This window comes from Streptomyces sp. NPDC001858 (assembly GCF_053594615.1).
In genome coordinates this window covers 90,007-102,831 of the sequence record NZ_JBSFEV010000018.1, presented here as the reverse complement: position 1 = coordinate 102,831, position 12,825 = coordinate 90,007, and the positions used below count along the sequence as shown (strand labels likewise).

12 protein-coding genes are annotated in these 12,825 nt (G+C 72.3%); 5 read left to right on the top strand and 7 right to left on the bottom strand.

Annotated features, from left to right (window positions below; translation table 11 throughout):
* Positions 1 to 80: 80 nt before the first annotated feature.
* The 3 genes from ACWCPF_RS24445 to ACWCPF_RS24435 all read right to left on the bottom strand — a co-directional run bounded on the left by ACWCPF_RS24445 (position 81) and on the right by ACWCPF_RS24435 (position 3,134).
* Positions 81 to 848: a thioesterase II family protein gene (locus tag ACWCPF_RS24445; protein ID WP_451047198.1), complete on the bottom strand. Its 768-nt coding sequence runs from the start codon at positions 846 to 848 to the stop codon at positions 81 to 83.
* A gap of 9 nt (positions 849 to 857) precedes the next feature.
* The gene (locus ACWCPF_RS24440; RefSeq protein ID WP_451047197.1) at positions 858 to 1,235 is read right to left on the bottom strand and encodes a DUF5132 domain-containing protein; all 378 of its coding nucleotides are present in this window, start codon (positions 1,233 to 1,235) and stop codon (positions 858 to 860) included.
* A gap of 165 nt (positions 1,236 to 1,400) precedes the next feature.
* Positions 1,401 to 3,134 carry a DUF885 domain-containing protein gene (locus ACWCPF_RS24435; protein WP_451047196.1) on the bottom strand — a complete coding sequence of 578 codons (1,734 nt, stop codon included), beginning with the start codon at positions 3,132 to 3,134 and terminating at the stop codon, positions 1,401 to 1,403.
* Between the two features lie 155 nt (positions 3,135 to 3,289).
* Between ACWCPF_RS24435 and ACWCPF_RS24430 the strand changes: the two genes are divergently transcribed.
* From ACWCPF_RS24430 to ACWCPF_RS24410, 5 genes are all read left to right on the top strand, one after another.
* Positions 3,290 to 4,888 (top strand): ABC transporter substrate-binding protein, encoded by a 1,599-nt coding sequence (locus tag ACWCPF_RS24430; protein ID WP_451047195.1) that lies wholly within the window; start codon positions 3,290 to 3,292, stop codon positions 4,886 to 4,888.
* Between the two features lie 50 nt (positions 4,889 to 4,938).
* Complete coding sequence (locus tag ACWCPF_RS24425) at positions 4,939 to 5,925, top strand: ABC transporter permease (RefSeq protein ID WP_451047194.1); 987 nt, start codon at positions 4,939 to 4,941, stop codon at positions 5,923 to 5,925.
* Positions 5,926 to 6,013: 88 nt separating this feature from the next.
* Positions 6,014 to 7,873, top strand: a complete 1,860-nt coding sequence (locus ACWCPF_RS24420) for a dipeptide/oligopeptide/nickel ABC transporter permease/ATP-binding protein (protein ID WP_451047193.1) — start codon at positions 6,014 to 6,016, stop codon at positions 7,871 to 7,873.
* The gene (locus ACWCPF_RS24415) at positions 7,870 to 8,934 is read left to right on the top strand and encodes an oligopeptide/dipeptide ABC transporter ATP-binding protein (protein WP_451047192.1); all 1,065 of its coding nucleotides are present in this window, start codon (positions 7,870 to 7,872) and stop codon (positions 8,932 to 8,934) included. The genes ACWCPF_RS24420 and ACWCPF_RS24415 overlap by 4 nt, the downstream gene beginning before the upstream one ends.
* Positions 8,931 to 10,295, top strand: a complete 1,365-nt coding sequence (locus tag ACWCPF_RS24410; RefSeq protein ID WP_451047191.1) for an NAD(P)/FAD-dependent oxidoreductase — start codon at positions 8,931 to 8,933, stop codon at positions 10,293 to 10,295. The genes ACWCPF_RS24415 and ACWCPF_RS24410 overlap by 4 nt, the downstream gene beginning before the upstream one ends.
* A gap of 73 nt (positions 10,296 to 10,368) precedes the next feature.
* On the opposite strand, the gene ACWCPF_RS24405 is transcribed toward ACWCPF_RS24410, so the two are convergent.
* Genes ACWCPF_RS24405 through ACWCPF_RS24390 form a run of 4 tightly spaced genes read right to left on the bottom strand, consistent with a single transcriptional unit; the run spans position 10,369 to position 12,825 of the window.
* Complete coding sequence (locus tag ACWCPF_RS24405) at positions 10,369 to 10,560, bottom strand: hypothetical protein (protein WP_451047190.1); 192 nt, start codon at positions 10,558 to 10,560, stop codon at positions 10,369 to 10,371.
* Positions 10,561 to 10,595: 35 nt separating this feature from the next.
* Entirely contained in the window at positions 10,596 to 11,366 is a 771-nt protein-coding gene (locus ACWCPF_RS24400; RefSeq protein WP_451047189.1) for an SRPBCC domain-containing protein, read from the bottom strand.
* 3 nt (positions 11,367 to 11,369) lie between these two features.
* Entirely contained in the window at positions 11,370 to 12,599 is a 1,230-nt protein-coding gene (locus ACWCPF_RS24395; RefSeq protein ID WP_451047188.1) for a cytochrome P450, read from the bottom strand.
* A gap of 10 nt (positions 12,600 to 12,609) precedes the next feature.
* A complete protein-coding gene (locus ACWCPF_RS24390; protein ID WP_451047187.1) occupies positions 12,610 to 12,825 on the bottom strand; it encodes an MbtH family protein in 216 nt (71 codons plus the stop codon).

The following is a 12,825-nucleotide window of genomic DNA, read 5'->3' as shown; positions in this document are numbered from 1 at the left end:
GGACCTCCGGCACCTCCCGGACCTGTGGGTGTGCGCCATGAACGTCCGAACGTCCAGGTTCTCGGTACGGGCATCCGCCGTCAGGGCCGACCGGCGTCTCCCGCGTGCGCAAGGCGTGCTGCCACATCCGCGACCATTTCGGCCTCCCGGGCCACGAGGTAGAAGTGATCCCCGGGGAACGGGCGCAGTTCGAAGGAGCCCGGCGCAGTGAGCCCGGACCAGGCAAGGACCCCGTCGAGCACGCAACTCGGATCGTCCTGGCCGACGTACGCAGTGATCGGCGCCTTGACCGGAGCCGGATTCGGGGGGTGGTAGCCCTCGATCAGCCGGTAGTCCGAACGGAGGGCGGGCAGCAGCAGGTCACGCAGCTCCGGGATGTCGTAGGCCTCCGAGTGCAGGTCTCCGAGGGCCCGGACATGGGTGATCAAGGTCTCGTCGTCGGCGTCGTGCAGCGCCACGTGTTCGGCCCACTGGGGGGCTTCGTGTGCGGAGACCAGCAGGTGCTCGGGGACGATGCCGCGGGCCTCCAACCGCAGGGCCACCTCATAGGCGACGCAGGCGCCCATGCTGTGCCCGAAGAGCGCCAGCGGGCGGTCGAGCCAGGGCCGCAGTGCGTCCTCGATCGTGTCGGCCAGGGTGGCCATGTCCTCGATGCAGGGTTCCGCGAGCCGGTCCTGGCGGCCGGGGTACCGCACGGCGAGCACCTCGATGTCCGCCGGAAGCAGCGCGGGCCAGCCGTGGAACAGCTGTGCCGTGCCGCCGGCGTGCGGGAGACACACCAGTCGGAGCCTGGGGTCCACCGCACGCCGGTGGACACGGAACCACTTCTTCGCGTCGGTCGACGTCATCGGGCAGATTCAGTGCGCCTTGGCGGCGGCCGAACCGGCGCTACGGGCCTTGCCGACGGGCTTGTCCTGACCGCCGGTGCGTCCCTTGTGGGCCTCCGCCGCTGCGGGCGCCGACTTGGCGGCCTCAGCGGCGCGGCCCGCGGTGCCGTCCTCCCGTGCGCCGACGCCGTGTCCGGCTCCCGGTGTCCTCTGGGCTGCGAGCACCTCAGCAGTCGCCTGGGCAGCGATGTCATGGATTCCCTCGCCGGCTTCATGGACGGCCCGCTTGACCTCGATTCCCAGGCCCACGGACGCTTTGACGACCCCTCGCACCAAAGGCTTGCCCAGCCTCTTCACCAGCGATGCGGCGATCAGACCGATCAGGAAAGGAGGTACTACAGGCGGCATGGCACAACATCCTTCTCTTCTGTCGAGGAGATGATGATCAGATGGACGCACTCCGCATCAGCGGACCCGCACCCTCCATCACAGAGAGTATCCAAGCGCGAGCAAACGGCTACGAATTCCCCGTGGCCTTCACCCATTCGAGTAGAGCGGCCTCCCCTGGAAGCCTCATCGGCCGGATGCCCCGCGCAGTTCTCTCTCCACCCGCCGACGCAGGGCGGGAAACGGCAGTGTGCCGCCGGCCAGCACGGCCTCGTGAAAGGCGCGCACGTCGAACGCGGTGCCGGCGCCGCGTTCGCACGCTGCCCGCAATGCCGTGAACTCCGTATGACCCGCCCGGTACGTCAGCGCCTGTCCCGGCATGTCGGTCGCGTAGCGCAGCAACTCGCTGGTGATCTGCGTCTCGGACTCGGCCGCCGCGTGGCCACGCATGAAGGCGCGCGCCTGATCCAGCGTCATGGTCCCGAGGTTGAGGCCGGTGTCGACGACGAGTCGCTGTGCCGTGAACCGTTCGTGCGCCAGGCGTCCGTACGCGTCCCACGGGTCGTCGTACAGCCCCATCTCCCAGGCGAGACCTGCCGCGTACTCCGCCCAGCCCTCCTGGAACCCGCTGAAGGGCACCAGTTCGCGTCGCAGATCGGGCAGCGCGGTGCTCTCGGCCTGACGGGCGAGGTGGAAGTGGTGCCCGGGCGCGAGCTCGTGGTAGATCAGCGGGGCCGCCCCGAGCAGTGACCGGTGCGCCAGGTCCGAGGCGTTGTAGCGGTAACGGCCCACCGGTTGCGCGGCGGTCGGCGGGTCGTAGTAGCCGAACGTCATCGACGCCTCCAGCGCCGGGTCGAGGCGGGCCACGTCGTACGGGGCGCGGGGCAGGACCGTGAACCAGCGTGGCAGCAGCGGCGTCAGGCGGTCGAGGTGTCCGCGGTAGCGGGCCTCGACCTCCTCCGGGGTGGCGGCGTACAGGCGGGGCTCGGTCGCGAGGCGTGCGTGGAACTCCGCTTCGGTCCCCGAGAAGCCGAGCGTGGCTCGCATCTCCCGCATCCGCTCGCCGAGTTCGCGGCACTGCTCCCGGCCGAGTTCGTGGAGGCGTTCGGGTGGTGTGTCGCCGGAGGTGTACGTCCTGACGAAGGCCCGGTACGCCGCGTCGCCTTCCGGGTAGTGGGCCCATCCGACGGCCTGCGGTGCCGCCCTGAGGTAGTCCGGGTCGTCCACGAGGGCGAGGAGGCGGTCGAACGCCGGCTCCAGTTCGGTGGCCACGAGCCCCGCCACCGCGTCGTGCAGTCGGCCCCGGGTCGCCGCGTCGAGTCGGGTGAGCCGCTCGGCGTCCGCTCGGACGTACAGCGTCGCCGACGCCCGCAGCCGGGTGAGGGTGGTGTGGACCCCGGCCAGCGCCGGGGCCGGGATGCGGAAGCCGCGTGCGGCCTGCCCGGCGGCCTTGTCGCCGATCGTCGCGACGCAGCGGGCCAGCTCCCGGACGAGGGACACGTACCGGTCCGTGTCGGCCCGATGCTCGAAGCGGAACGGGCGGAAGACCGTGTCACCGTACTGCTGGAGGCCGAAGAGCTGGTAGGGCGTGGCGGTGGGCGTGAGCCAGTGGAAGCGGCCCGCCTCCGCTTCCTGTTCGGCCAGCGCCCGCACGAAGTCCGCGGTGTCGGCGGAGGGACCGGGCGGCACCGCGGACCGCAGCGTGTCCAGCCGGTTCAGCATCCCTGCCGCGAATCCGGCGCGTTCGTCGGCCTCCGCGGCGGACACCCCCGGCAGTGACTCGACGGGCAGACCGCGTCGGGTCCGCAGGGACGGCTCGCGGGCGAGCAGGAAGTCCCAGTACGAGGCCGCGAGTCGGTCGACCTCCCGCGCCGCCAGGCCGTCCGAGCCGTCCGGGAGGTCCGATGAGTGGTTCGCCATGGGGCCAGTGTGCGCGCCGGGTGACGCACCGTCAGAAGCGGAGATCGACCGCGAGTCGGGGGCCTCACTCGAACGGGGGAATTCGTCGGCCCCGTTCGTGTCCGGCCCGGGAGAGGCCGGTCGGCGCCGTCGATCTCGGTGGCACGATGACCATCATGCGCCGCCGAACCGTGTCGTTGCCCAGGGCCCGGTCGGCGGCGGTGGTGTCCGCCGCCGTCGCGTCAGCCCTGCTGGCCGGTTGTGGCGGTGGCGACGTGTCGTCGACCCGCACCCCTGTCGTCCGGGGCGGAACCGTCACGATCGCCACCGCGTCCGAGACCCCGAGTTTCCACCCGTACGCGCAGTTCGGCTCTGCCCTGGCTCCTTATGCCTACGACTCGTTGGTCACCGTGGCGCCGGACGGGCAGGTGGTGTCGGGCCTGGCCGAGCAGTGGCGGGCCGCAGCCACTTCGGCGAGTTTCACCCTGCGCAGGGGTGTGACCTGCTCCGACGGCACGATCCTCACGGCCTCGGGGGTGGCCCGGTCACTGAGCTATGCGAGCGATCCCCGCAATCGGCTCGTCGGCGCCCGGGCGGCACTGCCCGGTGTGCCGTTCACGGTGTCGGCCGACGACGCGGCCCGGACGGTGTCGGTGCGGATGGCGTCGCCGTACAGCTTCATCGTGCGGACGATCGGTCTGCTTCCCGTCGTCTGCCCCGCCGGGCTGGCGGATCCCGGCGCGCTGGACAGGAGCACGCAGGGCACCGGGCCGTATGTGCTGCGCGGTTACACCTCCGGCGGCCCGTACCTCTTCGCACGGCGCAAGGGGTATGCGTGGGGTCCGCGCGGAGCGACGAACGCGGTCGCGGGCCAGCCTGCGCGGATCGTGGTGTCGGTGGTGCCGCAGGAGTCCACGGCGGCCAATCTGCTCCTCACGGGCGGGGTGAACATCGCGACGGTGACCGGCCCGGACCGCGCGCGGCTGACCGGCCACGGCCTGGCCACCGCTCAGGTGCCGACGGTGGTGGGGCTGACCTTCTTCAACGAGCGGTCCGGCCGCCCCTTGGGCGATCCCGTGTTGCGTCAGGCACTGGTGGGGGCCCTGGACCGCCAGGGCCTCGCCAATGTGGCGGTCGGCGGCGACGGAACGCCCGCGAGCCATCTGACCGCCGCGGGCTCCGTCTGCCACGCCGACATGGCCGCCCGGAACCTGCCTTCGCGCAGTGCCGTGCGGGCCCTGGGCGCCGCCGGCTGGACGAAAGACGCACGGGGCGGGCTGGTCAAGGATGGCCGGCCGCTGCGGCTGCGACTGCTGAGCAGCGCCGACTTCGGCTCCACCCTTCCGTCGGTCGCCGAACTGATGGCCGTCACCTGGCAGGCGCTGGGCGCGGACGTCGACGTCGTCATCGAGAGCGGCAACGCGGTGGTGCAGGCCATGTACCAGAGCGGAGACTTCGACGTCGTGGTCGGCAGCTCGCCCGGTCCGCCGCTGCCCGCTCAGCTCGTCCCGTACTTCTCCGGTCCGCCGCCCTCGCAAGGCCTGAACTTCGCACATGTCGTCAACCGCGTCTACGACCGCTTCGTCGCCCTCGCGCTGCGCGCGCCGGGCGCGGCAAGCTGCGCGGACTGGAACAGGGCCGTCGCGGCGCTGTTCCGCTCGGCCGACGCGCTGCCCGTCGCCGACGGCACGAGCACGGTGTACGGCCACCGGACGACCTTCGCCGTCGCGCCCGGCGGCCAGATCGTGCCGACCAGCATCCGCCTGCACAGATAGCGGCGGCGCGCGCCGCATCGGCCGACCACCACCAGTCGAGGAGGTCCCCCATGACGACCGTGTCCGCCCGGCTCGGCGCCCTGGCCCGGCGCCACCCGTGGGCGGTGTTCTGCTGCCGACGCGCGGTGCGGCTGATCGTCTCCCTCTTCGTCGTCGTCACCGCCTGCTTCGCCATGATCCGGCTGGTGCCCGGTGACCCCGTCCGGGCCGCGCTGGGCGTGGACGCCCCGCCGGACCTGGTTGCGGCGAAACGACACGAACTCGGCCTGGATCATGGCCTGTCGGCACAGTACTGGTGGTATCTGCGGCACCTGGCCCACGGGGACCTCGGGGTCTCCCTGGTGACCGGCGAGCCGGTGGCCGACCTGATCAGGGCACGTCTGCCGGGCACCTTGCTGCTGGCTTTCCTGGCGTTCGTCTGCGTCCTCGTCGTCGCCCTTCCCGGGGGGCTGCTCGCGGCGGTGTGGACACGCGCGGGGCGGCGGCCTCGGGCGGAGCTGGCGTTCACCGCCACCACCTCCGTCATGGCGGGCGTGCCGGACTTCGTGCTCGCGACGGGTCTCACCGCGGGACTGGCGGTCGCCCTGCGCCTCTTTCCGGTGGCCGGCGACCTCGGTCCCCAGTCCTATGTGCTGCCCGTGCTCGCGCTGGCCCTCGCTCCGACGGCGGTTCTCCTGCGGATCGTACGGGTGGAGACGCTCAAGGTTCTCGAGACGGACTATCTGCGTGCCGCCCGCGCGAAACGGCTGCCCGCCGTCCCGCTCTATCTGCGCCATGTGGCGCCGAACACGCTGACCGCGTCGCTGACGGTCGCCGGGAACCTGCTGCCGGCGCTGATCGCGGGAACGGTCCTGGTCGAGAAGGTGTTCGCCTGGCCGGGCATCGGGTCGGCCATGGCGCGGTCCGTGACCGCTCAGGACTACGCGGTCGTCGAAGCGTCGGTCCTGGTGCTGGGCTCGGCCGTCCTCGTGGTGAACTTCCTCGTCGATCTGGCCCTCGCGCTGCTCGACCCCCGATCCGTCATCCGGGAGACGTGATCCGATGGCCTCGTCCTCCCCTTCTCCGCGCACGCCGCGTGCCACCGCCGGCCGGTCTCGTGCGACCCGCTCGGGCTGGTCCACGCCGATGGGCGTGGTCACCCTGGCGATGCTCGGCTCGCTCGTCGTACTGGCCGTCGCGGGGGCGGTGCTGTGGGGGCAGGCCGCCGAACGTCCGGACCCGTCGGCGGTGCTGCGGGCGCCCACGGCAAGCCATCCGCTCGGTACGGACCATCTCGGGCGCGACCTCTTCGCCCGGCTGCTCTCGGCGACCTGGCTCTCCCTGCTGCCGGCCGTCGCGGCCACGCTCCTCGGCGCGGCGGCCGGGATCACCCTCGGGGCCCTCACCGCCGTCGTGGGCGGGCGCGCCCGTCGCATGTTGGGAGCTCTGATCAACCTCCTGCTGGCCTTCCCCGCGCTCCTCGTCGCGATGTTCTTCGCGGCCCTCTTCGGCGCGGGCGCGGGTGGGGCGGTGTGCGCACTGGCCATCGCCTGTGCACCGGGCTTCGCGCGGATCACCCAGACCCTCGCCGCCAAAGTGGCCGGAACCGACTTCATGGCGGCGGCGCGCGTGCTGGGCCTGCGGCGCCACCGGCTGCTTCTGCGCCATGTCCTGCCCCACATCGCCGAACCGCTGATGCTCAACATCGCGGTCGCCGCGGGCTCGGCGCTCGTGGCCCTGTCGGGACTGAGCTTCCTCGGACTGGGGGTGCAGCCCCCCTCGTACGACTGGGGACTGCTGCTCAGTCAGGGCCTGGAGCGCATCTACACCGAGCCTCTGCCCGCCGTGGCGCCCGGCCTCGCCATCGCCTACGCCGCCGTGGCCTTCCAACTGCTCGGCGAGATGCTGGCCGGAGCCGTCGCGCGAGGCACCCGCCCACGGCAGCCGGCAGAATCCGCGCCGCACCCGGCACGCACCGGCCTTCCGGAAACCGCGGACCACGTGCTGGAGGTGGTAGATCTGCGGGTCGCCCTTCCCACGCGGGAGGGGGTGGTCCGGCCCGTCCGCGGTGTCACCCTCGCGCTGCGGCACGGTGAGATGGTCGGCCTGGTCGGCGAGTCCGGCTCCGGCAAGTCGCTGACGGCGCTCGCCATTGCCGACCTGCTGCCGGACGGCGCCCGCGCGACCTGGGGCAGGCACCGGTTCCTCGGCGCGGACGCCGAGTCGTCGTCACGCACCGCACGACGCGGGCAGTTGGCGACGGGAATGGCGATGATCTTCCAGAACCCGGCCTCGTCCTTCAACCCGTCGCTCCGCATCGGAACGCAGCTGACGGAGGCCGTACGCGCCCACCACCGCACCCCCCGTGCCCAGGCCGTCGAGCAGGCCCTCGCCCAGCTTCAGCGGGTCGCGCTGCCCGCCGGACACCGGTTGCTCCGGTCCCGTCCCTTCCAGCTCTCCGGCGGTCAGCGCCAGCGAGTGGCGATCGCCGCCGCCGCGATGATGCGGCCCGACCTCATCGTCGCGGACGAACCCACGACAGCCGTGGACGTCACCGTGCAGCGGCAGATCATGGACCTGCTCCGCCGTGTCCGGCGCGACGACGCCACCGCGATCCTCTTCATCAGCCACGACATCGCCCTGGTGGCCGACGCCTGCGACCGGGTTCTGATCATGTACGGGGGAACGATCGTGGAGAACCTTCCCGCCCGTGAGCTGGCGACCGGCGCACGGCATCCGTACACGCGGATGCTCGTCGCCTCGGTCCCGGACCTGGCCGCGGACCGCGACCACCCCCTGCGCACCATCGAGGGAGGGCCGCCCGATCCGTACGGTGCGGCCCCGGGCTGCCCGTTCCACGACCGCTGTCCGCATCGGCTGGACCGGTGCGCGGTGGAGAGCCCGGTGCTGTCCCCGCTCGGCCCGCAGCACGAGATCGCCTGCTGGCAGCCGCTGCCCGCGGCGCCGTCCCGCGGACGGCATGAGACCGAGGAGGCACAGAAGTGAGGACAACAGGGTCGGGGCTGGCGCTGTACGACGTCACCGTTCGCCATCACGGACCGCTCGGGCCGATCACAGCAGTGGACGGCGTGTCGCTGGACGTTCCCTCGGGCACGACGGTCGGCCTCGTGGGCGAGTCCGGTTCGGGAAAGTCCACTCTGGCACGAGCGGTCGTCGGGCTGGACGCCCCGTGCACCGGGCGGATCACCGTCGGAGGGCGGGAGTACGGTGGGCGCCGGGTGGCCGACCGGCGGCAGCTGGGGCAACAGGTCCAACTGGTGTTCCAGGACCCGGACACGGCATTGGACCCGCGGATGACGGTACGGCAGTCGCTCGCCGAATCGGCCGGGGCCTTCGTCCGGCTGGACCGCCGTAGCCGCGAACAGCGCGTCGGCGAACTGCTGGAACTGGTCGGTCTCGACGCCGGCTGCGCCGCACGGCTGCCGCGGCAGCTCTCGGGCGGCCAACGCCAACGCGTCGCCGTCGCCCGCGCGCTCGCCGTCGATCCGGCGGTGCTCATCGCCGACGAGATCACCTCGGCCCTCGACGTGTCGGTCCGGGCGGCGCTGCTCACGATGCTCCGGGATCTGCAGCGGCGCATGGGCTTCGCCATGCTGTTCATCAGCCATGACCTCGCCGCCGTCCGCCATGTGTCGGACGTCGTCGCCGTGATGTACCTCGGTCGGATCGTCGAGACCGCCGCCACCGAGAACCTGCTGCGCGGCCCGCGGCATCCCTACACCCGAGCGCTGCTGTCCGCCGTGCCGAGCCTGCACGCCGGACGACGACCGGACGAGGAACCCCTCCTGCCCGGAGAGGTCCCCGACCCCGCGTCCCCACCGACCGGGTGCCGCTTCCACCCACGCTGCCCCGTCGGACCGAACCGGCGTCCCGGACGGGAGGTGTGCGCCGCACGGGACCCGCAGCGGGACGCGGCCGGTCAGCCGCATCGCGCCGCCTGCCACTTCCCTTACCGCACCGACGACCACCCGCCCCAGGCCCGTCGCGTTCCCCCGGACGACAACGGTGACCGGACTCCGCGAACCCCCGAGGACGTGCCGACATGACGACCGGGGATGGGGATACGGACAGGCCTCCGTCCGGCGCGGACGCGGTCGTCGTGGGGGCCGGTGTGATCGGTGCCGCGGTGGCGCTGGAACTGGCCCGCACCGGTCGGCGCGTCGTGGTCGTCGACAAGTCCGGCGGCGTCGGCCACGGATCCACCAGCGCGTCGAGCGCGATCATCCGTTTCGACTACTCGACCTGGGACGGTGTCGCCACCGCCTGGGAATCCCGGCACTGCTGGGCGCGATGGGCGGAGCACCTGGGCACCGTGCGCGGCCCCGCTCTGGCGGCGTTCCGGCGGACCGGAGCGGTACTCCTCGACGCACCGGGCTCCGGGACGTCGGAGGTCGTCGCGCTGTTCGAGCGGGCCGGCGTGCCGTACGAGCGCTGGGACGCCGCGACGCTGCGCAGCCGGATCCCCGGTATCGACGCGGGACGCTACGGGCCTCCCCGGTCCCTGCTCGACGATGCCTTCTTCGCCGGCCCGCAAGGAGAGCTCGGCGCGCTGTTCACCCCGGACGCGGGCTTCGTCGACGATGCCCGGCTCGCGGCGCAGAATCTCGCGGACGCGGCGGCCCGTATCGGGGTGCGTTTCCTCTTCCGGCGCGCGGCCGTCGGTGTGCTGCGCGGCGAGGAGCGGGTGGCGGGCGTCCGGCTCGCCGACGGCACCGCGATCACGGCACCGGTGGTGGTCAACGCCGCCGGGCCCTGGTCGGGAGCGTTCAACCGGCTGGCCGGGGTCGGGGCCGAGTTCACCGTGGGCGTGCGCCCGCTGCGCCAGGAGGTCCATCAGGTGGCCGCGCCGGTCCGTCAGGGCGACGGCACCGCCGCGGGCCCGGGCGGCATCGCGACCAGGTCCGGCCCGATCGTTGCCGACGTCGACCTCGGGACCTATCTGCGCCCCTCCGGCGGACACCTCCTCATCGGCAGCACGCTGCCCGCCTGCGACCCCAGGGAGTGGCTCGACGATCCCGACGCGTGCAACCCGCACCCGACGCCTGCCCGGTTCGAGACCCAGGTGACCAGGGCGGCACGCCGATTCCCGCTCCTCGGCGTCCCGAACCGGCCGACCGGCGTCGCCGGTGTCTACGACGCCGCCGACGACTGGTCCCCGATCTACGACCGCACCGATCTGGCCGGCTTCTACGTCGCCATGGGCACGAGCGGCAACCAGTTCAAGAACGCTCCCCTGGCGGGCCGGTTCCTCGCCACGCTGGTCGACCGTGTCGAGGCCGGCCACGACCACGACCGCGATCCGCTGCGGTACACGGGGGAACACACCGGTGTCGTCGTCGACCTGGGTGCCTTCTCGCGGACGCGGCCCCTGGCCGAGGGCGCCGCCTCTCGAACCGTCATGGGCTGACCTTCGCGAAGCCGGTGCCGTCCGGCAGTCGATGTGCGGGACGGCACCGGCACCTCATCGATCCGGAAGCTGTCTACCAGCGCCCGCGTGTTGCCGACGCGGAGCCGAGCTTGGAACTCAGCACCGACAGGAAGGCCGGGAGCCTGGCCACCGCGGATTCGGGAACCGGGGTGACCTGGACCGTATCCCGCACCACGTCCTGCACCACGAGTTTGTAGGCGCCGTCTTCCCGGACGAGTTCGGCTGCGTAGAGGAGTGTTTCCACCAGAGGTCCTTCGGTCGTGTGTCGTGCGGTGGGGTTCAGGAGCCGTTGAGCCAGGCGTTCCAGCCCTTGGTGGCCTGCTGTTCGTCCGCGTCCTCGGCGAACACGTGGTGGCCCAGCCAGATCGGCCAGTTCCAGGAACTGCCGTTGAAGAACCGGTACAGCGCGTCGGGGCCGCGCAGGCCGACGAAGTCGGGGCTCAGCCAGTCCACGACCACCTCCGTCGAGCCGCCGTCCGCACCGGGGAGGTCGAGCGACAACCGGTCGCCGACGGCCGCGCCGTCATCGAGGCCGAGGCGCCGGCGCAGGGCGGCGAAGTCGGCGGGATCTTCGGTGCACTCGCCACGGGCGGCCCTGACGTAGACGGCCGGGCGGCCGGCGAAGTGCCTCAGGTACTCGGGGAGGGAGTGCTGGTAGAAGTCGACGTGCTTCTCGGCCGCGTCCGCCTTCGTGTCCCAGTTCCAGGTGTCGTCCACCACGCCCGTGTGCACCCAGTGGATTCCCATCCGCAGATGGCTCGTGTCGCCGTCGGCCGGCTCGATGCGGTAGGTGAGCGTGTTGGAGAAGCCGCCGTCCTGAGTGGCCCGGACCGCGAAGTGGCGCGGCGGCTCCCAGGCCACGACGGTGCTGTCGCCGCGTGTGACCTTTCCGCCGACGCGCGGCTCGACCTCCATCGGGTAGAGCCAGCCGAGGTTGCCGGCGCCGGTGGCGACCGCGTCCCAGACCTGTTCGGGCGTGGCGGGCAGGTCCTGTTCCCGGCGGACCTCGAGTTCTCGGGCCATGGTCACGTCTCTTTCGTCGTCGTTCATGGGTCAGTAGGTGAGCGGAAGCGCGGTGAGCCGCCGTTGCAGCGGGTTGGGCCGCCAGTCGAGGGCCGCGCCGTCGGCCAGCCCCAGGTGCGGGAGCCGGCGGACCAGCGTGCCGACGGCGACCTCCGCCTGGAGCTTGGCCAGCGGGCCGCCGAGGCAGAAGTGCGGGCCGTTGCCGAAGCTGAGGTGCCGGTTGCCGGGGCGGGTCAGGTCGAGGCGGTCGGGGTCCTCGAAACGCTCGGGATCCCGGTTGGTCGCGGCGAGGAACGGGTACACCAGCTCGCCCTCGCGCAGCGTCCGCCCTCCGATCTCCATGTCCTCGGCGACGACCCGGACGATCGCCTGGGTCGGCGTGTCGTAGCGGGCGAGTTCCTCGACGGCTGTGCGGATCAGCGCCGGGTCGGCGCGCAGCCGCGCCAGCTGGTCGGGGTGGCGCAGCAGGGCGAGCATGCCGTTGCCGATCAGGTGGGTGGTGGTCTCGTCGCCGGCGGTGATCAGGACGAAGCAGGTGGACAGCAGTTCGGAGTCGGTGAGGCGGTCGTCCTGCGCCTGGGTGGCGACCAGGGCGCTGATGAGGTCGTCGCCTGGGTCGGCCCGGCGGCGGCGGACGAGCCGGGCGAGGTACTCCTCGTACTGCTCGATCGCCGCCTCGGACTTGTCGATGTCCTCGCTGAGCCGGCCGAAGCGGTGGAACCAGGTCTTGACCTGCGGGAGGTCCTCGGGCGGGATGCCGAAGAGCTCGCAGACGACGGACATCGGCAGCGGGGCGGCGACCGCCTCGATCAGGTCCATGGCCGGCCCGGCCGCGACCGCCTCGTCGACGAGCCGGTCGACGATCCGCTGGATGCCGTCGCGCAGGGCTTCGACGCGCCGGGCGGTGAACGCCCGGTTGGCCAGTTTGCGCAGCCGGGCGTGGTCCGGCGGGTCGGTGTTGCTCATGACCCGGCCGAGCCGGTCGGTGAGCCGGCTGAAGGCCTTGAGGTCGCCGCCGAGCGCGCTGTAGGCACGGGTCATCCTGTCCCGGTCGCTGGAGAGCCGCAGGTCGCTCAGGGCGGCCTCGACGTCGGCGTACCGGGTGAGGTACCAGATGCCCTGGGCGCTGCGGTGGACCGGGTCCTCGCGGCGCATGCGGGCGTAGACCGGGTACGGGTCCCGGCGGGCCTCGGGCGTGAGCAGGGCCGCGGCGAGGTCGCCGGCCCGGGTATCGGTGGACAGGGTGTCGGTGGAGGTCACGTCGGCCGTGCTACCGCTGGGCGTTCATGGCGTCGGCGAGGCTCTTGGGCCGCATGTCGGTCCAGTTCTGCTCGACGTACTCCAGGCAGGCGGCGTGGGTGTCGGGGCCGTGGGCGACGCTCCAGCCGTCGGGGACGTCGGCGAACTGCGGCCACAGCGAGTGCTGGTTCTCGTCGTTGGTGAGCACGAGGAAGGTGCCGTCCTGGTCCTCGAACGGGTTGGTCAT